General features: G+C 67.9%; 16 protein-coding genes. 9 read left to right on the forward strand and 7 right to left on the reverse strand.

Annotated features, from left to right (window positions below; all coding sequences use genetic code 11):
* Positions 1-29: 29 nt before the first annotated feature.
* Complete coding sequence (locus ACT3UN_RS00850; RefSeq protein WP_444655781.1) at positions 30-1046, reverse strand: DUF3883 domain-containing protein; 1017 nt, start codon at positions 1044-1046, stop codon at positions 30-32.
* A 234-nt stretch (positions 1047-1280) separates the two neighbouring features.
* Here ACT3UN_RS00850 and ACT3UN_RS00855 point away from each other — a divergent pair, with 234 nt between their 5' ends.
* A complete protein-coding gene (locus ACT3UN_RS00855; protein WP_441578716.1) occupies positions 1281-4382 on the forward strand; it encodes an exonuclease domain-containing protein in 3102 nt (1033 codons plus the stop codon).
* A gap of 61 nt (positions 4383-4443) precedes the next feature.
* Here the strand turns inward: ACT3UN_RS00855 and ACT3UN_RS00860 are convergent, their stop codons facing one another.
* Entirely contained in the window at positions 4444-10731 is a 6288-nt protein-coding gene (locus tag ACT3UN_RS00860; protein WP_444655783.1) for a DUF4011 domain-containing protein, read from the reverse strand.
* A gap of 141 nt (positions 10732-10872) precedes the next feature.
* Between ACT3UN_RS00860 and ACT3UN_RS00865 the strand changes: the two genes are divergently transcribed.
* The 3 genes from ACT3UN_RS00865 to ACT3UN_RS00875 all read left to right on the forward strand — a co-directional run bounded on the left by ACT3UN_RS00865 (position 10873) and on the right by ACT3UN_RS00875 (position 12571).
* Positions 10873-11166 carry a helix-turn-helix domain-containing protein gene (locus ACT3UN_RS00865; RefSeq protein WP_444655785.1) on the forward strand — a complete coding sequence of 98 codons (294 nt, stop codon included), beginning with the start codon at positions 10873-10875 and terminating at the stop codon, positions 11164-11166.
* Positions 11163-11723 (forward strand): putative molybdenum carrier protein, encoded by a 561-nt coding sequence (locus ACT3UN_RS00870; protein WP_444655787.1) that lies wholly within the window; start codon positions 11163-11165, stop codon positions 11721-11723. Before ACT3UN_RS00865 ends, ACT3UN_RS00870 begins: the two co-directional genes overlap by 4 nt.
* A gap of 68 nt (positions 11724-11791) precedes the next feature.
* Complete coding sequence (locus ACT3UN_RS00875) at positions 11792-12571, forward strand: TM2 domain-containing protein (protein ID WP_441578718.1); 780 nt, start codon at positions 11792-11794, stop codon at positions 12569-12571.
* 40 nt (positions 12572-12611) lie between these two features.
* Here the strand turns inward: ACT3UN_RS00875 and ACT3UN_RS00880 are convergent, their stop codons facing one another.
* Positions 12612-14006, reverse strand: coding sequence for an acetamidase/formamidase family protein (locus ACT3UN_RS00880; RefSeq protein WP_444655789.1), 1395 nt, complete (start codon positions 14004-14006; stop codon positions 12612-12614).
* A 69-nt stretch (positions 14007-14075) separates the two neighbouring features.
* Positions 14076-15326 carry an aryl-sulfate sulfotransferase gene (locus tag ACT3UN_RS00885; RefSeq protein WP_441578720.1) on the reverse strand — a complete coding sequence of 417 codons (1251 nt, stop codon included), beginning with the start codon at positions 15324-15326 and terminating at the stop codon, positions 14076-14078.
* Positions 15327-15457: 131 nt separating this feature from the next.
* On the opposite strand from ACT3UN_RS00885, the gene ACT3UN_RS00890 reads away from it, so the two are divergent.
* The 5 genes from ACT3UN_RS00890 (at position 15458) to ACT3UN_RS00910 (ending at position 19417) form a co-directional block, all read left to right on the forward strand.
* Positions 15458-16534: a LacI family DNA-binding transcriptional regulator gene (locus ACT3UN_RS00890; RefSeq protein WP_441582265.1), complete on the forward strand. Its 1077-nt coding sequence runs from the start codon at positions 15458-15460 to the stop codon at positions 16532-16534.
* Positions 16531-17298: an ABC transporter permease gene (locus ACT3UN_RS00895; protein WP_444655791.1), complete on the forward strand. Its 768-nt coding sequence runs from the start codon at positions 16531-16533 to the stop codon at positions 17296-17298. The genes ACT3UN_RS00890 and ACT3UN_RS00895 overlap by 4 nt, the downstream gene beginning before the upstream one ends.
* Positions 17295-18071 (forward strand): ABC transporter ATP-binding protein, encoded by a 777-nt coding sequence (locus ACT3UN_RS00900; protein ID WP_301442900.1) that lies wholly within the window; start codon positions 17295-17297, stop codon positions 18069-18071. Before ACT3UN_RS00895 ends, ACT3UN_RS00900 begins: the two co-directional genes overlap by 4 nt.
* Positions 18065-19099 (forward strand): ABC transporter substrate-binding protein, encoded by a 1035-nt coding sequence (locus ACT3UN_RS00905; RefSeq protein ID WP_444655793.1) that lies wholly within the window; start codon positions 18065-18067, stop codon positions 19097-19099. Before ACT3UN_RS00900 ends, ACT3UN_RS00905 begins: the two co-directional genes overlap by 7 nt.
* A 114-nt stretch (positions 19100-19213) precedes the next feature.
* Complete coding sequence (locus tag ACT3UN_RS00910; RefSeq protein WP_301442902.1) at positions 19214-19417, forward strand: hypothetical protein; 204 nt, start codon at positions 19214-19216, stop codon at positions 19415-19417.
* A gap of 102 nt (positions 19418-19519) precedes the next feature.
* Here the strand turns inward: ACT3UN_RS00910 and ACT3UN_RS00915 are convergent, their stop codons facing one another.
* The 3 genes from ACT3UN_RS00915 to ACT3UN_RS00925 all read right to left on the reverse strand — a co-directional run bounded on the left by ACT3UN_RS00915 (position 19520) and on the right by ACT3UN_RS00925 (position 23235).
* Positions 19520-20371 carry an SDR family oxidoreductase gene (locus ACT3UN_RS00915; protein ID WP_441578724.1) on the reverse strand — a complete coding sequence of 284 codons (852 nt, stop codon included), beginning with the start codon at positions 20369-20371 and terminating at the stop codon, positions 19520-19522.
* Between the two features lie 76 nt (positions 20372-20447).
* Positions 20448-21893, reverse strand: coding sequence for a mycothione reductase (mtr, locus tag ACT3UN_RS00920; RefSeq protein WP_441582264.1), 1446 nt, complete (start codon positions 21891-21893; stop codon positions 20448-20450).
* A gap of 181 nt (positions 21894-22074) precedes the next feature.
* Positions 22075-23235 carry an alpha/beta hydrolase gene (locus tag ACT3UN_RS00925; protein WP_441578726.1) on the reverse strand — a complete coding sequence of 387 codons (1161 nt, stop codon included), beginning with the start codon at positions 23233-23235 and terminating at the stop codon, positions 22075-22077.
* Between the last annotated feature and the right edge of the window lie 103 nt (positions 23236-23338).

The raw sequence follows: 23338 nt of genomic DNA on the forward strand, positions 1-23338 counted from the left end.
TACCTTGACGGTTCTGCGCCCGCGCAGGTTCATTCGACTTCGAAGCTTTCTGCCTGATCCTGGGGAAGGCGATAGCAGTACCTGGTTGCTGAGAGGTCGTCTTCCAACGGCTCCCAGGCGTGCAGGACATGGGCGCGGCCGCCGGTGGCGACGAAGTCCAGGCCCCCGTCGTCCTCCTCGTCCTTGGAAGGGCGGGCGTAGATGTTCGAGACCACGAAGAGTTCCGACGGATGCTCCCTGGCACTCGCGACCTCATTGACGGTCAACTCCACTTCGCCGGCGGCGCCCGTCGTCCCCTTCACCTCGACACGGAGGTATTCGTCGCCGCGGGTGCACTTGAGGTCGTAGGGTGCTCCGATCCGCTTCACCGTCCATCCCAGGTTCTCGTAGTGCTTCACTGCTTCGTCCTCGGCGTGGAGCTCGATCGCCTTGCGCTTCTTCGGGTTCTGCTGGCGTCCTGCTCCGGCGTTGTTCTTTGGGGACCTCTTGTAGAGGACGTCGAAGGGATCGATGTAGTCCACCTTGGTGTCAGGTCCGGACCCGATCGGCTCCTCCCGGCTGGCTGACCCGAGGAGTTCTGCGAGTTTCTGAGCATGCTCCGGTTGGACCTCGGCCACGATGGGACGGGATCCGTTGTTGATCGATAGGTGGAAGCAGTCATGGAGCTCCGGCGGAAAGTCCTCGATGGCGATGTCCTCCCGCGACCCCAGGGGAGTGATGGGGAAGCGGTAGGGGTATCGAATACCTTCGCTTCCGTCCTCGCCCGGCCAGTGCGGCGAGGCGGACGTGTACATAGGCCCGGTCACCTTGACGGCGAACGTGTTGCCGATGGTGCCGCGGTTGTAGATCTCCCGGCCGACCCATGGGTTGCTGGTCGTTCCCTTCGCGGTCTCGGGATCTCGGCGCTGATAACCCGTGGCGATGAGCAGCACATCGTGAGGGCGGGGAGCCGACGGGTCCGCGGAATCGAGCTCACGCCGTGAACCCCACGTTCCGCTGTCGAGCGCGAATTCGTAGTCCGCGGCGTTCTTTGGGGCGATGGGCACTGAAATAACTCCGACCCGGATCGGGGTCGGTGAGGCGACACGACGGTCCACACTGGTCTCCTGGAAGCACGAAATTCTCGTGCGACGTGGAGGCATGTCCGGGTGGAAGCCTGTCGGGTCGCTCTTGCGCCGACCACACTACCTGGGACCTGCAGGCGGTGGCGTCGGTTTCCTCGCTGCTGTTCGAACAGCGTGCTCGTTCGCGTCCGGGGCGCAGGATATACTTTCCCCTTGATGACTTCACAGACTCAGCTCAGTCCCTTCGCCGTGGTCGATGTCGAGACCACCGGTTTCAGCAACCGTGACCGCGTCCTCGAGGTGGCGGTGGTCCACGCGGACGCGGACGGTACCGTCACAGGCCGCTGGTCCACGCTGATCAACCCCCAGCGCGACATCCCGAACACCAGAATCCACGGTATCTCCGGCACCGACCTCATCGGCGCCCCGAGCTTCGCCGACATCGCCGGCGATCTCGCCGAGCAGCTGAGCGGGCGCATCTTCGTCGCGCACAACGCACCCTTCGACACCCGGCTGCTCGGCGCCGAGTTCGCCCGCCTGGGTATCACCGCTGCGCCTTTCGCCGAGTCGTATCTGTGCACCCAGAAGCTCACTGGCGCCGTGCTGCCGGCCTCCGGTCGTAGCTTGTCCACCGCACTCGCCGCCGCAGGTATCAACAACGCCCACGCCCACGCCGCTCTCGGGGACGCCGAAGCCACCGCCGAACTGCTCCAGCACTACCTGGGGACCCACCGCAGCACCGTGGAGGGCTTCCTCGGTGGTCTCAGGACCGTGGAGCTGCCGGTCGCCGAACTCAGCAGCGGGGCCGAGGTCGCGCTGTGCCCACGCACCGGCGTGGCGTCCGGCGTGCACGACGGGGTGTGGCTGAACCAGCTCTCCTCCGGCATCCCGCTGGCCGGCGACGCGAACGTGGATGAGTACCTGGACCTGCTGTCCACGGCGATGCTCGACCGGGTGCTGTCCGCCCACGAGGTCCAGCAACTCACCGACTGTGCCGCTGACCTTGGCATCAGCCGGGAGACCGCGGTGGACCTGCACACCGGGTTCATCCGCCAGCTCGCCGTCCTCGCCTGGGCCGACGGCACCGTCACCGAGGAGGAACACGACGACCTGCTGGCCGCGGCACGGGCACTCGGCGTTCCCGAAGATGAGATTTCTCGGTTCCTGGAATCGCCGGACGCCGCGGGCACGGTGGGCGCGGGCAGGGGAGCGCAGGCCCGTCCGGGACTGCACCTGGCGCCTGGTGACCGGGTGACCTTCACCGGTGCCACCGAGATCCCCCGCGAGGTGTGGGAGGCACGCGCCACCGAGGCCGGGCTGGACGTGGGAGGGGTAAAGAAGGCCTCGGCGCTACTCGTCGCCGCCGACCCGGACTCCTTCAGCCGCAAGGCCGCCAAGGCACGTGACCTGGGCATACCGGTGGTCTCCGAATCCGGGTTCGCCCGCCTGCTCGGGGAACTGGAGAACTCCGGCAGCGGGGAGATCAACCCACGCACCGTCCTGGAGGCCTCGCGCCACGATCGCCACCAGGACGACGAACCGGACACGGCAGAGTCCTTCGACGACGATGACGCCGAGACGGGGCTGTCCGGGCAGTTCTACGACGAGGACGACCAGGCCTTCAGCGAAATCCTCGGGGAGGCGGTCGACGTCGCCACCGGACTGCTGAGCTACCTGGCACGCACCCACGGCAGCCTGCGCGCGGCGGTGGAGCATGCCGGCATTTCCGCGGTCGACGGTGAACTGCCGTCCTACGTCGAGGACCTCCTGGCGCGCGCCGGCGACGAGGACGGCGCGTTGAGCATCGCGACGACCATGCGCAGAGGCACCGTCCAGGACGTCCTCGCACGTGCTTGGGCCGCCTGCGATGAGCGCGAACAGCTGATCCTGCGCAAGCGCTTCGTCGCGCTGGATGCCGCCACCCTCGACGAACTCGGCTCGGAGTTCGGGGTGACACGCGAACGCGTCCGGCAGGTTGAGAAGAAGCTCATGACCCGCCTGCGGCCCATCGTCACCAGTGGGCCGGTCGCGGACCTTCTCGCCGGCATCCGTGTCCACGCGCACCCGGTGAACACGCTCGAGGCAGTCACCGGGGTCTTCCCCGAACTCGCCGTGACCCAGCCAGGCTGGGAGGTGCCGCTGTGGCAGATCCTCGACGCCTTCGACGACGACTTCCGGGTCGACGACAGTTGGGTGTGCTTCCCTGACCTTCCGACCGCCGCCCAGCGCACCGGCAACCTGGTGACCCCGATGGCGAACGAGGAGGGCGTGGCCCGGGTGGCGGACATCCTGGAGCGCTCCAGCCTGGACGACGAGAAGGTGCTGCGGGAATGGCTGCGCACCTGCGGCTTCCACATGGCGGGGGAGCACGTCTTCACCCGTGCCGGGTCGATCCCGGCGAGGGCCGCGGCCGTGCTGTCCATGGTTGGTGAGCCGATGGGTGCCATGGAGATCTACTCCGCGGGCAACGAGACCAAGTCCGAGCGATCCTTCCGCAACGGCCTCGGCGCCAGCGACGCCATCTCACGGGTGAGCATCGACCGGTGGGCGCTCACGAGGTGGGGGTTGGAGGAGTACACCGGCATCGCCGACCTCATCGGCCGGCGACTAGACGCCGCAGAGTCGCTAGAGTCCGCCGAGTCCTCAGAAGCCGGCGTTCCCATCGACGATCTTCTGGAGGAACTGCCCCGCAAATTCGGGGTGTCCGCACAGTCGGTGCGCACCTACGCAGCCACAGGGGAGTTCGAGTTGTCTGACGGCATCGTCCGTCGCCGTACCGAGCCGATGGTCAACACCGCGGAGCCGGAGGACTCCAATGCGGTGTACATGCGAGACGGACGCTGGTGCCACCTGATGACCGTGAACAAGGACCACCTCCGGGGTTCCGGGTTCATCGTGCCCAACGGCTTGACCGCGAGCTTGGGGCTGGAGTGGGGCGAGCCCCGGGAGATCCCTAGCGACTGGGGTGCGCAGCGGCTCACCTGGGGAAATATCGGCAACAGCGCCGTTGGTTCGATCAAGCGGATCCTCGACGACCAGCGCATCGGTCTGGGGCAGAGGGTATGGGTCGACCTGCACAACGGCGAGTTCTTCTCCGTCACACCGGGTCTGCCGGCGACCCTCGACTCCGGTGCAGGCATGGCCTGGCTCGCCGAGCACGTCGGCGCTGAGGCGTCCGCAAATGACGTGGACAACACCTCCGCCGTGGCGGTGGCACTGGGGCTGAAGGCTGATGCGCCCCGGCGCAAGATCCTCGCCAGGTTCCGCCACCGCTCCGACCACGAGGCGGTGGAGCTGCTCGAGCGGCTGTGGATGTGACCGGGGGCGGAGTCATCCCACGACATCCAGCCGGGTCAGGTAGGGAGCCACGCTCCCGTCGCTACAAGGAGTCCACGGCCCAGTCGATCCTGTCCCTTGAGGGCTTGGTCAGCCTGCCGAGCCCGAACACCGCCATGATCTCGCGCTGGAGCTTTTCACGGGAGTCGGGGTCGGGCTGAGCCAGCTGGGGCCAGTCAGAGAGTACGAGCTGCGCTGCGCACTGGATCTCCTTCAGCGGGATGTCCGGCAGGTTGCGTCGACCTTCGGACTGTCTGACATGGTTCCAACCGTCTGGTCCTGCCGCGGTCGGCCAGACGAAATCGTCGACGACACTTCCCTCGTTGTGTATCAGTTCCTCTGGAATGAGCTGGTCGATGACTGTGTTCACCTTCCTCGAGGTCTTTTGCCGGCCGAACCGCTTCGCGATCGCTGACCGGAGTAGATCGAGCTTGACGGGGGCTGAGTCAGCGATCATCCGGGAAACCTGCTCCACGAGTTCGGAACTCCGTGACTTGGAGAAGCCCTTCTCCAGTTCCTCGCGCTCACCAAATGGAGGTGAGACCGCCAGCGCTTCGTATGGGCGCGTCGTCGGAAGTGCAGGATCACCGCTGGATTCGATGGTGGGCCTGGGAGCAGGCTCGCGGTCGGTAGCCCTGGCATACGCGACTGTAGGTGCCGGTTCATCCGACTGACCGACGGCGGAATTGTCTGCGAACGGGTTTGCGGGGAGTTCCTGTCCGCCTTGGCGCCCGGACCACTGGACGGGAGTTTCTTCGTCATCGATGTCAGTGTCTGTACGTCCCAACAGGTCGTCGACCACGGCCTCGACGTCCGAAGCGTCTGCGCCTTCTGGGGATTCGGGGCCCGCGGCCTGGTCATCAGCCTCCAGTTCAGCCAATGCACGTTCGCGAGCCTCTGCCTCGGCTTGCTGCTCGGCAGCGATACGCGTCCGCTCCGCCTCTAGCGCTGCCTCCGCCTCCGCGATGATGCGGGCACGGTCTGCGTCCTGCTGGGCGATCTGTTCGCCGGCGGCACGAATCTCCGCATCAACCCGGTCGATGGCGGCGTCGCGGTCCTCGATCCATTCCGGGAGCCAGACACGGACCGTAGTGGCCCAATGCATGAGCTTCTCCAGAAGCGCGGGGGTGAGGTCACGGTCGGCGACGGTCGACATGTTGTTCCACTTGTCGCCGTCGGTGAGGACTGCTGCGTGCCACCGGTCGTCGTCGGCTGGGCGCGCCACCAGATCCAGGGTGTAGGACGACAGCCCGTAGTCGGTCTCGACCACCCAGCCGCGGTTGCGCAGGGCCGAGGCCAGGTCGTCGCGGATGGTGTTGACGTTCACCGATGCTGAAGAACTGTGCCGCGAACCGGGGGTGCCGTGCTTCTCCGCTGCCTCGAGGTAGCCACGAAGATCCCGGAGCCCTGCCGACTTCGTACGGTTCAGGTCGATCTCGGACGGTTGGAAGGAGCAGAGCAGCTCAACTTCCTTACGCGCCCGGGTCACCGCCACATTGAGTCGACGCTCGCCGCCGGTACGGGACAAGGGGCCGAAGTTCATCGGCATCGATCCTCCGTCGGTCTTCTTGGAGAATGCGGTGGAGAAGAGAATCACGTCGCGTTCATCGCCTTGGACGTTCTCGAGGTTCTTGACGAAGATCCCGTCCTGTCCGGGGACGAGGCGGCGTGAGACCAACGGGTCGCCACACTCGTCGAGGAGATCTTGGATGAGATCACGTTGCGGGACGTTGAAAGTCACCACGCCAAGAGACTCCTGGCTGGTCAGCGGATCATTGACACGCCTGACAATCGATTCCACGATGGTCCGTGCCTCCACAGGGTTGGTGCCCAAGGCGGCCCCTGTCTCCTTGACGTCCTCCTTACGGATGAACTGCCCACCAACCTGTTGCACGGATACCCCGGCGCCGGGGACACCGCCGGGGGAAGGAAGACTCGACAGATTCCCCTGGTAGTAGCGGTCGTTGGAAAAGGCGATGAGGGACTCGTCCTGGCTACGGTAGTGCCACGACAGCCACAGCTGAGGCAGTCCGGACTCGACCGCCTCGGAGAGGATCGACTCGAGGTCGTCCACGTCGGCCATCGCGTCGTTCTGTTTGTCGTCTTCGACTGGTAGGTCATCATCGTTCGCCGTCGACGTCTTCCCGATTCGTGTCGGGGGCATCTGCTTACTGTCGCCGACGATGATGGCGGACTTCGCCCGCCCCAGTGCGCCCATGGCCTGGTCGACGGTGACCTGCGAGGCCTCGTCGAAGATGACGGTGTCGAACGTCACGGAGCTGGAATCGACGAATGTCGCCAGTGACGCAGGACTGACGAAGAAGCAGGGGGTGGTGGCGAGGATCTCGTCCCCGAACTCTCCGAGCAGAGAACGGAAGGACTTCGCGTTGCGCTTCGCGTCCAACTGCCGCCTGAGCAGTGCGGCCTTCCCATCGAGTTGCCCGGCGATGTAGGGGCGCCGCCCCAGGAGGCGGGCGGGTAGCGCTCGGGTGGCCTCGTCCTGCACGCGTGCGATCGCGCGGTGCAGCTGGGACAGTTCTTCTTCACGCAGAGTCCGGTGGAAGGAGCTCAGGTTGAAGCGATGACTCCGCTCGGCGACGGAGGCGGTGGCGAGGCCCCGGTTCAGCGCCATTTCCAGGTCGCGGGGAGCCAGGTCGCCCTGCTCCACGATCGACACCAACTCCGTCAGCCCGATGCCGCGTAGCGGGCGGGCGACGTCCTCCCATTGGGCGGTACGGGTCGGCAGTGAAGAGCCCGAGTTCTCGATGTCCTCACCCCATGCGGAGGAGACCGACAGCCAGGCATCCACCCAGCCCGTTTCCCCTTGTGCCGTGATCCAGGTATCCACGGAGTGGGGAGTGGCGGAAAGGACCTTCGTCCATGCCTGCCAGGCACCGATGATGTCCGTGATCACCTCCGAAAGCGGTACCTCAATTCCCGCCGATCTGGCATGATCCTCGAGTGCCACGAGCTCGGGGTGTCGAGCGGAGTTGGTGATCGCGTGTCGCAGGTCATCGCCCCGTTGCCACAGATCGGCCGGGAGAGCGGGGTCGGCGGGGGTCCTGCCGGTCAGGGCTTCGGCGCCGGCAACCGCGCCGATTCGCCTATCGAGGTCTTCCGCAACCGCCCGCAACTGGGGGATCCGGCGAAGCTGTGGCTCCACGCGGTCGGGGGCGTAGGCGCCGTCGACATCGATCTCCATGACGGCAGGCGGGACCGCGACGGTCAGTGCGCGCCTGTAGGCCTCCATTCGCTTCTTCTTCCCGAGGAGCCCCTTTCTCGTGGCTTCCAGGCTCTGGAACACAACCGCCGGGTCCCCCGATCGGATGAAGGACGAGGAGAACAAGGCGGCTGCGGCCTGGAAATCTGCCGCGATCCTGTCCACCTCCCTGGCCAGCGCCGTGAGCTGGTCAGGGGTATTGGCGTACCTGCGCTGTTGTTCCCGACTGAGACGATCGGCGGCGGGGACCGACTCGACCTCGCGGAGCTGGTCAACTATTTTGTCGATGTCGTCACGTTGAACGACCCGGGCAAGCTCAGGAAGCTTGCTGAAGAGGCTCTGCGCCTGTTCAAGCTGCTTCCAAGCGGACATCAGTCCACCAGAGGTGGCAGGAACAGCCCCCACAAGGCTCCACCGTGAGGTGGCGCTGAAGTCGGTGACCTGTGCCTGGGATGCCAGGGACGAGACCATGGAACGGATTTCGACGAGGGGTGCCGCGGGCGTGGCCACGACGTGCTCGGGCACGGGAGCCGTTGGTCCCTCGCCGTCCACCGTCAGGGTCGAGACGGCAGACCACAGCGAATACCCGGCCCCGTTGGCGTCGTGGATCTGTCCCGGATACTCCGACAACGGTGCGAGCCGGGCCCTGAGATTGGCCACGGCTGCGTCCCAGAGATGCATGTCGTAGTGCATCTCGGCGTCGATGGCCTCCTTGAGCTGCTGACGTATCGCAGCTGGACGCTGTTCCGTACCGTGCAGATCCAGAGTGAATGGGCCGAGTCCGACTCTCGACAACCTGTCACGGACGACGTCCAGCGCGGCCTGCTTCTCCGCGACGAACAGCACCCGCTTTCCGAGGTTCATGCACTGGGCGATGAGGTTCGTGATCGTCTGCGACTTCCCGGTCCCCGGAGGTCCCTCCAAGACGAAGCTGTACCCGGCGGCCGCGGCCGTAATGGCACGGAGCTGGGCACCGTCGGCGGGAACGGGGAGGGCCAATTCGTCCTCTCTCACGACGACCCGTTCCGCCGGAACTCCTGTGGCTTTCTCCGCTGGGTCGGCGAAGTCGTTGCCGGCATGCATCGTCAGATGCTTGAAGACCGGGCGGTCCAGGAACGTCTCCCAGTTGTCCCGGAGGTCTTTCCACATGCCATAGGTCGAGAACTTCGCGATGATCAGCCGGGAGGACTCGACCACGGTGTAGGGGAGGTTCGCCTTGATGAGGGAGGCCGAGATGGCGGTCAAGGCGTGCGTGATGTCCAGCCCGGATTCATCGAGTTTCGGCCGGGCGAGGTCATCGATGGTGACGTTGTGTACCTGCCGGAGCCATTCGACGAGACTGTGGTTCGGGGTGGCCTCCTGGGTGGTGTCCACCTGGACCTGAAAGCGGGCGTTGCCCCGGCCTCCGACGATCTTCACCGGGATGAGGAACAACGGTGCCAGTGCGGTAGAACCTGCGGAGTTCTGGTGGACCATGGCGCCGAGGGTGAGGTACAGGTTCGAAGCCCCGGTCTCCTCGGTGTAGGTGCGCACCTGGCGGTTGAGGGTACGGAACCACGAGCTGTAGCGGGCGTCCGATAGATCGGCGTACACCCGATTCCGTGCCGTGAGGTCATCGGCGACCTGCTCTGAGGGCAGGTCCGTCACTTTCCTGATGCCTTGGAGACGGCGGTTGTCGCTGACGTCGTCGACAGGGTGGACGGCGATCTTCTGGCCGTCGTGGATCATGTCGTCCAGGTCTGCCAAGGTGCCTGGGGCAAGTGTGAAGTCAAGGACCTCGGGTCCCGTACGCATGTTCAGCAGGCGGTTGCGCAGAGACAGGTCGAGAAGCTCACGTTTCCACTTCTGAACGCGCGCGGGACTCGGGTCATCGGTGTCACTGTAGGCGCCGTCGTCTGAGTTCGTCCCGAGGTCGGGGAGGGTCCATGTCCCCGTCGTCGTGCTACCGACGGAACCGGCCACCGACCTGGTTTCCGTAGCAGTGGCGTCAGCCGTGGTTGCCGCGGCGGACGAACCGATCGAGCTGTCGCTGAACGGGTGGATTCCGTCCCGGTGGGAGCCGTAAACGTCGATGACGCCGTGGACGACAGTGTCCTCGAGGGTTTTCCGGGATCGTTCAACCACTTCCCGGAAGGCCGAGCCGGCGGATTTGTCATAGAAGACAGCATCGATCGGCAGAAGTCGACCGCTGCGGATGTAGTTGTTGATCACCGTGGGTTCTGTGATCACCGGGGTGGGCAAGGGATCCGCGGTCATCAGGACCCCGGCCATGGCATGTCCGGGAATCATGATGACGACCGGGTGCAGTCCGCATTGCTCAGCCACCGCTCCGAAAGCGACCGAGAGGTCGATGCAGGTTCCTAGTCTCGTGGTGAGAACTTCGGAGGACCTCCTGACCCTTTGGCCGGTCTGTTCGAAGGAGGCAGGGGGATTGATGTAGCGGATATCGTGACCCCGGAGTGCCTCGAAAACCGCTGCGGCGATCTCGGTGACGCGGACAGCTCCTGCCTGGTAGCCGTCTATCGACGAACTGCCGGTGTGCTCTTCCAACAGATCGCCGACCGTACTCAGCAGCGGGGTGACGCTAGCCGAGTTCGGTTGGACGAAGGCAGCCAGGGACTCGTAGTACAGCGGAGAGTTGAACCATTCGTCCGGCGCCAGGACCTGGAGGTCGACGGTCTCCTGGGCGAGTTCGTCGCCCAGCTTGACCGAGATCGTCAACTCGCCGCCACGCGCCTCGGTCGACTCGAGTGTCCTTGCCACGGGGACGCGGGTGAGGTCGTAGGGCTCCAGGAAATTGGTCGTTCCTGGGTCCATGGAGGGCAGGGTGATGGGGCCACTGGTGAAAAGCTGATCGCCGTCGACGCTTGCGTGCACGGAGATCTCTCCGACGGGTGTCGGATCCGCGAGCTCTTCGTCGGAGTCGACGAAGATGTGCTGGACGACGGGAATACGGTTGTTCGCGAGCGCGTAGTTGGTGACTCCCATGTAGTAGACGGAGACGGACACGCCGCCGACTGTGAGGTCGACGCGGTTGTAGAGCGAGGTGGAAGGCATCCGGGGTCTTTTCTGCTGTGGCGGAGCGCTGTATGGCGGCACAACGCCGGTCATGTTTTCCCATAGTGTATCTGTTGGGAAAAATAGTGGTTCCGGTGCCGGATTATCGACGCGACGCCGATTGAGGTGATTCTTGCGACCCGAACGAGGGGCACCGGGGTGTCGCCGTGCGGCGACAATTGCTATTGTCGTCGAATGACGACAGTGACTGTCCATCGTCCCGACGACCTCGGCCCGGAGCTCCGTGAAGTCCGCCTGGAGAAGGGGATCACCCAGTCCGCACTCGCCGAGAAGGCGAACGTGGGACGGCAGTGGCTGAACGCCTTCGAGTTGGGGGACAAGTGGACCGCCCCGTTGGACATGGTCTACCGGGTCCTCAGCACCCTCGAGGTGAGCGTGGTGATGGATCCCGAATCGGTCGCGGCACCTAACTTGTACGACGACTTCGTCGACATTGGCCTCATCGTCGACGGGCTGGCGAAGCCGTGAGTCCGAATGTCACCCGGCTGGTCGAGATGAATGGGCTTTTGCGCCGGGGGTTGCCCAGCCCCCACGAATTCCTCTCCGTCATCCGTTCTGGCGGACAGTCCGGGGTGGACAGGGGAGCGCTCGACGCGGCCAGGGCCGCCGGGGTCGCGACCACCGGCTGGTGTCCGGCCGGCGGTTGGGCGGAGGACCGTCCCAGCGCCCCAGGCCTGCTGGTGGACTACCCGGAACTGTCGGAAACCCTCTCGGCAGATCCCGCCCAGCGCACGGAATGGAACGTCCGCGACAGTGACGTGACGCTGATCCTCACCGGCACCGGTGCGTCCTCCCCGGGGACCGCGCTCACCGAGCGGCTCGCCGCCGGTTACGACCGGCCCTGTCTGGTGGTCGGCGCCGGGGGAGCGCAGGATGCAGTCACCTGGCTGCGCGGGTTGCGGGCGGCTGCGGGGAGGGCCCTGGTGCTCAACGTCGCCGGGCCGCGGGAGAGCGAGTGGGCGGGAGCTTACGCGACGTCGACCGGGCTGGTTCACGAGATTATTAATGCCGGTCAACCTCGGTGAGGGGACACAAGGTATGCTTCCCACAGTCTTAAACCCGTTATGTCGTCAACACCACGATGGAGAGCACCGTGACCGACTCCTCCAAGCCCTCGGACAACCCCTTCCCGGACTCGTCCGACAACTCCGACGCGCCGCAGGTGCCTGAGACCCCTGAGACCCCTGAGACTCCCGAGGCGCCCAAGGGCCGCTGGTCCGGCATGGAGACCCCTGAAACCCCCGAAGCCTCCGCCGACCAGCAGACCCAGGCCTACGGGCAGGGTTACGGCCAGGGTTACGGTCAGTCCTACGCTCAGGGCTACAGCCAGAGCTACGGCCAGGAGCAGTCGGTCCCGGGATACCCGGGCTACCCCGGCAGCGGCGATTCCCAGGCTGCTCAGCAGGCGCAGGGCGCCCCGGGCGTCCAGCCCTACCCGGGCGGACCCACCCAGCCCGGCGCCTACCCGGCCGGTGCGTCCTACCCGGCCGGCTACGCCGCGCCGCCGGTGTCGCGGAAGTCGAAGGTCGCCGCGGCACTGTTCGCGTTCTTCCTCGGCGGCTTCGGCGCCCACAACTTCTACATCGGCAACAAGGGCAGGGCCATCGCGCAGCTGGTCATCCTGCTCGTCTCGTGGGTGATCATGATCGGCGGCTACGGCCTCATCGTCGCCAGCAGCGAGACCTACACGACCATGACCGGCAGCGTGTACTACGACAACGACGAGACCCTGCTCGGCGCGGGTGTGCTGCTCATCCTCCTCAGCTCCGCGATGATGTTCGCGCTGTGGGTCTGGACCATGGTGGAGTTCGTCCTGATCCTCGTCGGCAGCGGACGCTACGCCCGCGACGCCGAGGGCTACCAGCTGTCCTGACTGAGGTCACCGGAGCTGGTCACCTGACCTGCGGCGCCGCTCACCCCAACGCGGGGAGCCCGTCCTTGTAGATCAGCCCGTGCACGCCGGTGGTGATGTCCACGACCTGCGACAGGGCGAAGTCGGAGGCGGCGGACAGGTAGGCGTAGGCCACGGCCCGCTCGATGCCGAGGTCGGTCTCCAGGAAGTCCAGGGCGTTGACCACCGCCCGGCGCATCGCCACGTTCAGGTCGCGGTCGGAGCCGTTGACCAGACCGTCAGGGTCGGAGAGGCCGATGGGGATCCAGGCGTCCCCGGTCTCGCCGAAGGGGTAGGAGAACGCGACCGAGGGGGTCGAGTGGTCGCCCTTCTTGCACACCGTGAGCCGGAACGTGGTGCGCAGCGAGCCCTCCATGGCGGTCAACGCGACCTCGCCGTCGCCCATGCCGTGGTGCGGGTCACCCGTGTAGAACAGGGCGCCGTCGGCGAAGACCGGCAGGTAGAGCGCCGAGCCCACCGCGAGGTGCCGGATGTCGATGTTGCCGCCGCCGAGCGTCGGGGGGATGGAGTTGCGGCTGTCGTCGGTGGGGCCGCCACCGTCGGTGGTGGCCACGCCCATCATCCCCATGAACGGGCGCAGCGGGAAGCTCAGCTCGAGCTCCCCGGAGGTCATGACACCGCGACCGTCGTGTGCGCGGGTGAACACCGAGACGTTCCCACCGGTGCCGTCGGCACCGACCGGCGGCATCACCTCGTCGAGGCTGATGCCGTCCGGGGCACCGCCGTCGGGGAGCTGACGCAACGCGCCCTTGCCGTGCCGGCTGGACACCACACCGTAGGGCACGCGCAGGGCCGTCTCCAGAGTCTCGACCTTGAGGACGTCGCCGGGTTCGGCGCCCTCGACGAAGATGGGGCCGGTGACCACGTGGGGGCCGTCCTTGTCGAAGTCGCGCGGTGTGCGGTCGTAGTTGGCGGCGATGTCTCGCGCGTCGTCGAGGACCTCGGCGCGGTCCACGCCCTGCTCACCGAACCAGGCGTCCGGGTCGCGTCCCTGGTCCTCCATGATCCCCTCGTGGCTGACGGTGTCCACGGTGACGGTCTGCCCCGAGCGCATGCGCAGCACCGGTTCACTGTCCGTGGACGGCAGGTAGCCCCACAGCACCTTGTCGACCTCCGAGGGCAGGTAGTGGTCGGCCTGCAGCGAGCCGGTGCCCGGCTGCAGGATCTCGCCGGACGCTCCGCCGGACGCTCCGCCGGACGCCGTGCCGGATGCCGTGCCGGGGGACGCCGCGGCGCCCGGTGCGTCCTGCCCGCATGCGGTCAGGCCGGTCGCGGCGCCGGTGGCGCCCACGGCGCCGAGGGCCGAGGCGATCTGCAGGAAACGGCGGCGCCCGAAGGTGCGGGACAGGCGGTCGGCGGTGGTGGCGGGGGAGGGGGAACCAGGTGTAAACGTCATGTATACCGACGGTATCGGCGGGGTGTTGACACCGTATTTCACCGAGGTGTCCCCGGCATTGCGCTCCGCTCAGCCCACCGGCACCCACTCCGGGGGCACGTGCTGGGCGCGGTAGACGAGGAAGCTCTCGGTGTCGCTGCCGGGGGCGGCCGTTCCGGAGTAGGGGGACACGTACTCCCACACGATGCGTCCGTCCGGGGTGACGCGGAAGATCCGCCCGTGCATGCCTTCGGTGATCAACGTGGTGCCGTCGGGCAGGCGTTGGGCGTTGCTGACGAAGGCGCTGAAGAACTCCCACGGTTGGCGCCCGGAGTCCTCGGCGGTGTACTGCCACACGATCTGGCGGGTCAGCGGGTCGATCTCGAGCACGCGTGAGCCCGGGTAGATGCCCAACGCCGCCGGCGGGTACCCGGCGCCTCCCTGGTTGTCGAAGATGAGCAGGTTGCCGGCCCCGGGGAGTCCCTCGGCGATGAGGTGGGGATTGTGCTGCCCGGAGATCTGGTCCAGCGGGCGGGGGACGCTGCGGTGCAGGATGCGCTCGTGGTGGTCGCCGGGGGCACTGTCGAAGTAGGGCCCGAGCCGCCACAGGATCCGGTCACCGCCGCCGGCCCGGTCGACGACGGCGACCACGTTCGCCTTGCGTGAGCTGATGATCACGTTGCCCGGGGTGAAGGGGGAGGCGGGGTCCCCGCCGTGCAGGTGGTTGGGGCCGATGACGTTGGCGGTGTTCAGCTCGGCGTAGCCCCACGGGGTGTCCGGGTGTCGCCGGGCGCTCGCCCGCAGGTCCGCCAGGCCACGGTCGTCGAGTTCGAGTTCGTCGACGTGGTCGCCGAGCAGCCAGCGCCACACGGTGTTCCCCCCGGGGTCGACCTCGACGAGCCCCTGGTCGCCCACGGTGTCGGGGCCGAGAGCCTCCACGACCCGGGGGACGGTGACCAGGTAGAGCCGGTTGCCGTTGTCGAGCACCTGCCAGTCGTGGTTCTGCCGGGCGGCACCGCCGGGAGTCTGCGTGCCCCATTCCCAGCGCACCTCGCCGTCCCACGAGACCTCGCCCACGGTGCGGTTCGGGTAGATGCCGCCGTGGTCCTCGGTGGCGGGGTCCAGGTGTGTGAGCTGCAGGCCGATCCGGCCCTTCTCCCCGCCGACCAGCGCGGGGTCGATCACGCGGGAAGGCACGCCGGGGTGGTCCCAGCTGCGCACGACCGTGCCCAGGTCGTCGATCAGGCGGGTCACGCCGTCGGGGGCGGCGAAGAGCACGTAGCCGTCGCCGGCGTAGGCGGGGTCGTGGACGGTCACTCCGGTGGTTCTGTGATGTGTCATGTGCCCGCAAGCTACACAGCGCGGGCAGCAGCGTGAACCGATTGGATCGTGGTGAGTGAAACGTTTCACACCACATCGGCCCGCCCCTACATTGGGCGGCGTCCCACCGGCAGACTGCAAGGAGAACGACCATGCCGAACACATCCCGGGGAACGCGCCGCCGCGCGACCCTGGCCGACGTCGCAGCCCACGCGGGCGCGTCCACCACGGCGGTGAGCTACGTGGTGAGCGGGAGCCCGCGCCCGGTGTCGGACGCCCTGCGCGCCCGTATCGAGGCCGCGCTCGTCGACCTCGACTACCGCCCCGACCGCACCGCCCGCGCACTGCGCACCGGCGCGGCCACCGCCATGCTCGGACTGCTCGTGCCCCACGTGACCATGCCCTTCTTCTCCCGCGTGGCCGACGCGGTCGAACGCGTGGCAGGACGTCACGACCACCTCGTGCTGTTCGCCAACACCGACTTCGACCCGGCGAAGGAGGCGGACGCCGCGTCCCGGCTGATCGACGCGGGCGTCTCCGGCATCATCGTGCTGGGCGAGGGCGACGCCGCGGCGACCGAGGCGGTCTGTGCCGCGGCCCGGGTCCCGGTGGTGTGGGTGAACAACACCCGCGGCCTGGACAGTTCCGGTGTGAGCGGCGGTGGTGTGGTCTCCGCCGACCATGCCCACGCCGGCGCGTTGGCGACCAGGCACGTCCTCGCCACCGGCGCCACGCGCCCGGTCTTCGTGGGCGGGTTCACCGACGAGGAGACCGGAGGGGTGCGACGCGACACGGTGCAGCGTCGCTACGACGGGTTCCGCACGGCACTCGGCGCGCAGGACGCCGCGGCGCCGCGCATCCCCACCGACCTCACGGCCGCGGACGCCTACCGGGCCGTCACCGACCACCTTCAGGCGTCCGGCACCGGTGCGCCGGTGGCGGACGCCTTCGTCGTCGGTACCTACGGTCAGGCGGGGGCCGTCCTGCGGGCGCTGACGGACGCAGGACGCGACGTCCCCGGTGGCGTCTCCGTCGTCACCTTCGACGGCGGACCGGTGACCGGACACGAGTTCTTCCCGCTCACCAGCGTCCGGCAGGACCTGGACGCCGTGGCGTCCAACGCCCTGGCGCTCATCCGGGGAGCAGGACGGGCAGACGGCCCGCCCGCCCCCGTGCGCTTCACCCTGGAGCAGGGCGCGACGACCGTGGTCCCGGGAGGTGACCGGTGAGTACACGACACATCAGCCGGCTCGTCCCCGCGGCGTGGTTCGCCGGTTCGCTGGCACTGTTCCTGCTGGCCTGGCAGCTCGCCGCCGTCGTCGTCGACGACGCGCAGATGTTCCCCGGCCCGTCCGCCGTCGCCGCGGCCGCACGCGGGCTGTACTCCCACGGCTACCTCGCCGACAACGTGGTGCCGTCACTGACCCGAGTCGTCGTCGGATTCGCGCTGGGCGCCGGCGCGGGCGTGGTCCTCGGACTCGCGACCGGAAGGATCGCCCTGGTCAGCAGGCTGCTCGGCCCGATTCTGGTGCTGCTGCGTCCGGTGCCCGCCATCGCGCTGGTACCGGTGGCGATTGTGTGGCTGGGCATCGGCGAAGAGTCGAAGTACGCCGTCATCGCCTACGCCGTGGGGCTGACCGTGTGGCTGAACACCCATGCCGGCGCGCTCGCGGTCCCGCAGACCTACCTTCGTGCCGCGACCTCCCTGGGGGTCGGACGGGTACGGCAGTTCCTGGTGGTCGTGCTGCCCGCGGCCTCCCCGTCGATCGTCACGGGACTGCGACTCGGAGCCTCGGTGGCATTCATCAGCCTGATCGCCGCGGAACTGACCGGTGCGTCCTCCGGGATCGGCTTCCAGCTCCAGGAGTCCCGCCAGTACCTCGCCACCGACGCCATGTTCGTGGGACTGGTCACCCTCGGCGTGCTCGGCGCCGCGGTGGACCTGCTGATCAGCACGACCGGACGACAGCTGCTGCGGTGGGAGCGCTCATGAACGCCCCGGGAGCCGTGGAGATCACCGGAGTCTCGAAGCAGTTCACCGCGACCTCCGGACTCGCGGAGACGACACTGTCGCTGGCGCCGGGGTCCTTCCACAGCCTCGTGGGGCCCAGCGGGTGCGGCAAGTCCACGTTGCTGAACATCGCCGCCGGTTTCACCGCACCGGACGCCGGGCAGGTCACGCTCGACGGACGGGTGGTGCGCAGTGCCGGGGCGGACATCGGGGTGGTCTTCCAGCAGTACGCCCTGTTCCCCTGGCTGAGCGCCCGGGCCAACGTCGAGGTCGCGTTGCGGCCGCTGGTGCCGGGGCGTCTACACCGTCGGGCCGTCGCCGAGGAGTACCTGGACAGCGTGCGTATGGCCGGGCACGCCGACAGCTACCCGTCCCGGCTCTCCGGGGGCATGCAGCAGCGTGTCGCCCTGGCACGGGCGCTCGCGGCGGAGCCAGCCCTGCTGCTGATGGACGAACCCTTCGGCGCCCTCGACGCCACGACCCGCCGCCACACCCAGGAACTGCTCACCTCGGTGTGGGCCGAGCGCAGGACCACGGTCCTGTTCGTCACCCACGACGTCGACGAGGCGTTGCTGCTCAGCGACACGGTGCACGTGATGTCCCCGTCCCCGGGGACCGTCGTGGCCGACCACGTCGTGACCACACCCCGCCCGCGTGACGCCACCAACCCCGGTGACGACCACGCCAGCCTGCGCAGGACGATCCTGCGCACCATCGACCACTCGGTCAGAGAGAACCTGAGGACACCATGCTGAACACGTCACCGCACCGGCCACGCCGGGCGCTTCTGGCCCTGGCCACCCTGGCCACCGTGGCCTCCCTCGCAGGGACGTCCGCCTGCTCGGGTGGATCGCAGGACGACTCGCCGGACGGTGCCGACGTCTCGCTCGGCTGGTCCGCGGGCTGGACGGCCCCGCAGATCGCCGTGGCGGGGGAGGAGGGCTACTGGCAGGACCACGGGCTCGACGTCGCCACGACCCCCTTCGACAGCGGCAGGGACGCCCTCGAGGCACTGCTCGGCGGGGGCGTCGACGCCGCCGTCCTCACCGAGTTCCCGCTGGCGGCAGCCGCGCTGCGCGACCAGGACGTGACCGCGGTCGCGGCGCTGAGCAGCTACGACAACTACCGGGTCATCGGGAACAGGAGTTCCGGTGTCGAGGACATCGGCTCGCTCGACGGCAAGAAGGTCGGGGTCACGCTGGGCACCAACATGAACTTCATCCTCGACGAACTGCTCGCCGAGAACGACGTCGACGCCGAGATCGTCAACATCGGGCCGGCGGACTTCGCCACCTCCCTGGCGAATGGCGACATCGACGCCGGGCTGATGTTCGACACCTTCTACGAGCCGACCCGTACGGCCCTCGGCGACGACTACGTGGAGATCGAGGTGCCGCCGGAGCTCTACACCGGCACCATGCTGCTGGTGGTCTCCGACACCCTGCTCCGCGAGGCGCCGGGGAAGGTGGACGGCCTGGTCGACGCCGTCGGTGACGCCACCGCCACGATCGCCGACGACCCGGAGGGTTCCCGCGCGATCCTGGCGGAGAGCCTCGTCGGATCCGGCGGCGGCGGAGGCGGCGTTGTGGACGAGGCCACCGTGAGGGAGCGCTGGGACGAGTACGACTACGCCCCCTCGGACTCCTCCGCACTGCGCGACCTGATGGTCAGGGAAGGCGAGTGGATCCGGGAGAGTGGTGGCTCGGACAGTGGTGGTCAGGAAGGTGGCGGCGAGGACGTGGGGGAGAAGGTGGACGGCGTCCTCGACCCCGGGAGGCTCTAGTTCAGGGGGTGACATTACCTCCATTAATGTCACGGTCCGGTAACGATTGGTTATGCTTTGAGACGAGACACCGTAAACGGCATTTACTGTACACACCACGAAAGGTAGATTCTCATGGATCTCAGCATCGTCAGCTCCCTCGGCGACGGCATCTCCACCCTCCTGCACGGCCTCTGGCAGGGCTTCAAGCAGGTCCTGGACTCCGTCGGCGGATCCGCCGCGGGCATCGAGGGCACCATCGGCAGCGGCGAGCACAACCAGGACGTCTCCGGCTCCATCGCCGACGTCATCGGCAGCGCCGGCGGTTCCTCGAACTAGGTTCGCGCCGCCACCGCAACGGGCAACCCCACAGGATGGTCACACCACCCTGTGGGGTTGCCCGCTGCGTAGGGGAGGCGCGGCGGCCACGCGTCCTGCCCTCTAAGACCCCTGCGACGCCCAGCGGAAGCCCCGGTTCAGCAGCCTCATCACCGCCCGATACGCCCACGGCATGTTCACCTGCGCCCACCGGCCCACCCGGATGTCGGCACTGGTGTAGACCATGTAGCGGCCCTTGCGCGTGCCGTCCACGATCCTGTCCGCGGCCTCGGCGGGGCTCGCGGCATGCCCCTGGAAGAGCTTCGTCACCTTCGCCACCCGCTTGGCGGACTTGTCAACCCCGTCGATGTCGATGGTGCGCACCAGCGGTGTGTCCACCGCACCCGGTACGGCCACGTGCACGCTCACCCCGTGTGGCGCCAGGTCGAATCGAAGTACCTCGCACATGCCCAGCACCCCGCCCTTGGACGCGGCGTAGGCCGCGTGCCACGGCAGGCCGATGAAGCCGGCTGCGGAGGACACGCAGCACAGCCGGCGCGGACGCGCGTGGCGTCCGGTACCGATCTTCCCTGCCTCGGCCATCGCCGGGGCCAGCGCCTCGACCACGTGCACCGTACCCATCAGGTTCACGTCGATGACCTTGACCCACTTGTCGTGCGGCAGGGTGCGCGGATCGCCCCAGATCGCGATGCCGGCGACGTGGAACACCTCGTCCGGCGCGCCGAACTCCCCGGTGATCCGCGACGCCCATGCGCGCACCTCGTCGATGTCGGTGAGATCGAGCACCTGGTCGTCGAGCAGGGCGCCGGGGCGGATGCCGGTGACGTCGCGCGCCGTGGCGTCCAACCCTGTCTCGTCCCGGTCGACCAGGGCCACCTCGTGGCCCTCGCGCGCCAGGCGCAACGCCACCTCGCGTCCTATCCCGGACGCTGCTCCAGTCACCACACACCGCATCGTCGGGCCTCCTGTGAAGTCGAGGGTTTCGGCTGCAAACCTACCGCCGAACCTACCGCCGAACCTACCGCCGAACCTACCGCAGCTCCAGACCCAGCACCGCGTTCTCCACCAGCTCGCTCAGCGAGGGGTGCGGCCAGTACTGCTTCGTGGCGAACTCCTGCAGGTCCAGGTCGAACTCGATGGCGGTGACCAGCAGCTGGATCAGCGTGGCGGCCTGCGGGCCCATGATGTGGGCGCCGAGCAGGCGGTGCGAGTCGGCGTCGGCGATGAGCTTGCAGAACCCGGTGGTGTCCTCCATCGCCCAGCCGTAGGCCACGTCGGAGTACTCCTGCACCTTCACCGTGACGGTACGGCCGTTGTCGGACGCCCAGGCGCGTGCCTCGTCCTCGCTCATGCCCACGTACCCGATCTGCGGGTGGGAGAAGATGCCGCCGGGCACGTTGTCGTGCTTGAACGCCTCGAGCCCGGCAGGATCGGCGGCAGGTGCAGCGACGTTGTGGAACACCGCGCGGGCCTCCTGGTTCGCCACGTGCTTGAGCTGCAGCTCGTTGGCGGCGTCGCCCAGCGCCCACACCCCGGCGGCGGACGTGCGCCCGTAGTCGTCGACGAGGATCCGTCCGTCCTCGGCCAGTTCCACACCGCCGGCCGACGCATTGAGCAGGTCGCCGTTCGGCACCCGGCCCTGGGCGAGGAGCAGCTCGTCGGCGGCGATCTCGCGGCCGTCGTCCAGCGTGAGGGTGACCAGGCCGCCGTCGGCGCGTGCGTCGGTGACGGTGCGTCCCAGCACGTTCGTCCACTGTGAGCCGGACGCCTCGGTGAAGCGCGAGGACACCGTCTCGTCGAAGCGGCGCAGCAGACGCTCGGAGCGGTTGACGACCGTCACGTCCACCCCCAGCGCGGAGAAGACGTGGGCGAACTCCACGGCGATGATGCCGCCGCCGAGGATCACCATCGTGCGCGGCAGGTTCTCCATGCGCATCACGTCGATGTTCGTGCGGTAGGGCACGCCGGACGCCTCGATCACCGGCGGCACCCACGTGCGCGTGCCGGTCGCCAGGATCACCTGGTCGCCGGTGATCGTCCGGGCGTCCTGCCCCTCGCCGATGCGCAGGGTGCGCTCGCCGGTGAAGGACGCAATGTCGCTGAACAGGGTGATGTTCGGCGTCTCCTCGCCGCGGCGGTACTGCTCGCCGCCGCGGGAGATCGGGTCGATACGCCGACCGAAGACGCGCTCCTTCAGAGCCTCCCAGTCGACCCGCCAGCCGGCGACCGGTGCCGGGGCGTCCGCGGCACCGCCGACGGGGTAGAGGTTATAGCGCGAGGCGTCCGACAGCTCGCGGGCGACGTCGGCGGCGTAGACGTACATCTTCGTCGGGATGCAGCCGACGTTGATGCAGGTCCCGCCGAAGATGCCCTTCTCCACGATGGCGATCCGGCGGTCGTTGAGCTCCTCGGGGATGGAGTTGCCCGAGCCGGTGCCCACGATGATCAGGTCGAAGTGTTCTGGAGTCTCAGTCATTCCCCCGATGGTACGCAGCGGCGCGTGACCGCTCCCGGGGACGCCTGCTTGTCTCGTGCTTGTCGCGCGGATGGTGGGCGGATGTTGCGCGATCACCCTTCCAGGTAGGCGATCGGCCCGAAACCCTTCCTGGGCGGGCGACTATTTCACAGTTCCGCTACTCCGCTACTCCACAGTTCCGCTACTCCGCGGCGCCGGGGAGCCAGGCGTCCACCGCGGCGAAGGCGTCGGCTCGTACCGCGGGGGAGGACAGGAAGATGTCGTGCATCGCCCCGGGCACCACGCGCACCTCGCAGGACGGGTCGACCAGCGGTGCGGCGGCCACCATCTGCGCCGGACGCAGCACGGTGTCGGTCACGTACGAGCTCGGCTCCGGCACCTTCGCGCCCGAACCGCCAGCCCCGCCGGACGCACCGGACGCACCGGACGTGTCCGCCACCATGCGGCCGGCGCCGTGCGCGTCGGAGCACAGCAGCAGCGTGGGCACCCCGGTGGAGAACCCGCCGGTGTGCAGCTTGTTGATCTCCTTGCTCACCCCGACCAGCCAGCTGACCTGCTTGGGACGCGGCGAGGTCGGCTTGTACTCCAGGTCGTAGTCCCATTCGCCGTTGCGCGAGACGTGCAGGCTGTAGCCGTAGCTGGGGTTGATGCCCCCGGGCACGTGCCACGTCGGCCAGATGCCGGAGACCAGCGGGAAGAGCCGCCGGATGATGAAGTTCGTCGCGGCGTCGAACTGCAGGTCCAGCCACGGGCTGTTGAGCACGACGGCGTCCACGCTGTCGTGCAGGACGCCGCGGGCCTCGTCGCCGAGACGGGCGGCGGCGTGCAGCCGGGCGACGAACATCGTCACGTCCAGCCCGCCGGTGGAGTGGCCCACCAGGGTGGTGCTGCCGTGGCCGGCGCTGAGCATCGAGAGCGCCACGGCGAGGTCCTCGTCGTAGAGGGACTGTGAACTCACGTGGTGCCAGGTCTGGCCCTCGCGGTGGGAGCGTCCGCACTTGCGCAGGTCGATGCCGTAGACGGCGTAGCCGAGTCCGTGGAAGTGTTCGGCGACGTGGGTCTGGAAGAAGTAGTCGGTCATGCCGTGGACGAACAGCACCGCCGGACGCTCCCCCCATTCCGGTGTGTCCTGCGGGCGGTACCGGACGAGGGTGGCGCACACGGTGCCTGGTTCGCCCCCACGTCCGGCGGAGGTCTCCTCGTCCGGGTCGATCCCGAAATCGACGGTGTGGCGAGAGTACCCGTCGCCCAGGAGATCGGGCTCGAAGGCCAGTTCATGGACGCTTTGTCCGAGGGGCCGGGACAGGACGCTGGCGAGATTCTGGTGGCTGAGGGCGTTCACGGAAGGCAAGTCTAGTGCCCCTCGGGTGCGGCCCGTCGTGGCGTGCGGGGGCAGGACCGGTCCCGGCGCCGGCGGTGGGGGCGGGTTGTACGGGCGAGCGACC

Source organism: Corynebacterium sp. AOP12-C2-36 (assembly GCF_052379185.1).
Taxonomy (GTDB): Bacteria; Actinomycetota; Actinomycetes; order Mycobacteriales; family Mycobacteriaceae; genus Corynebacterium.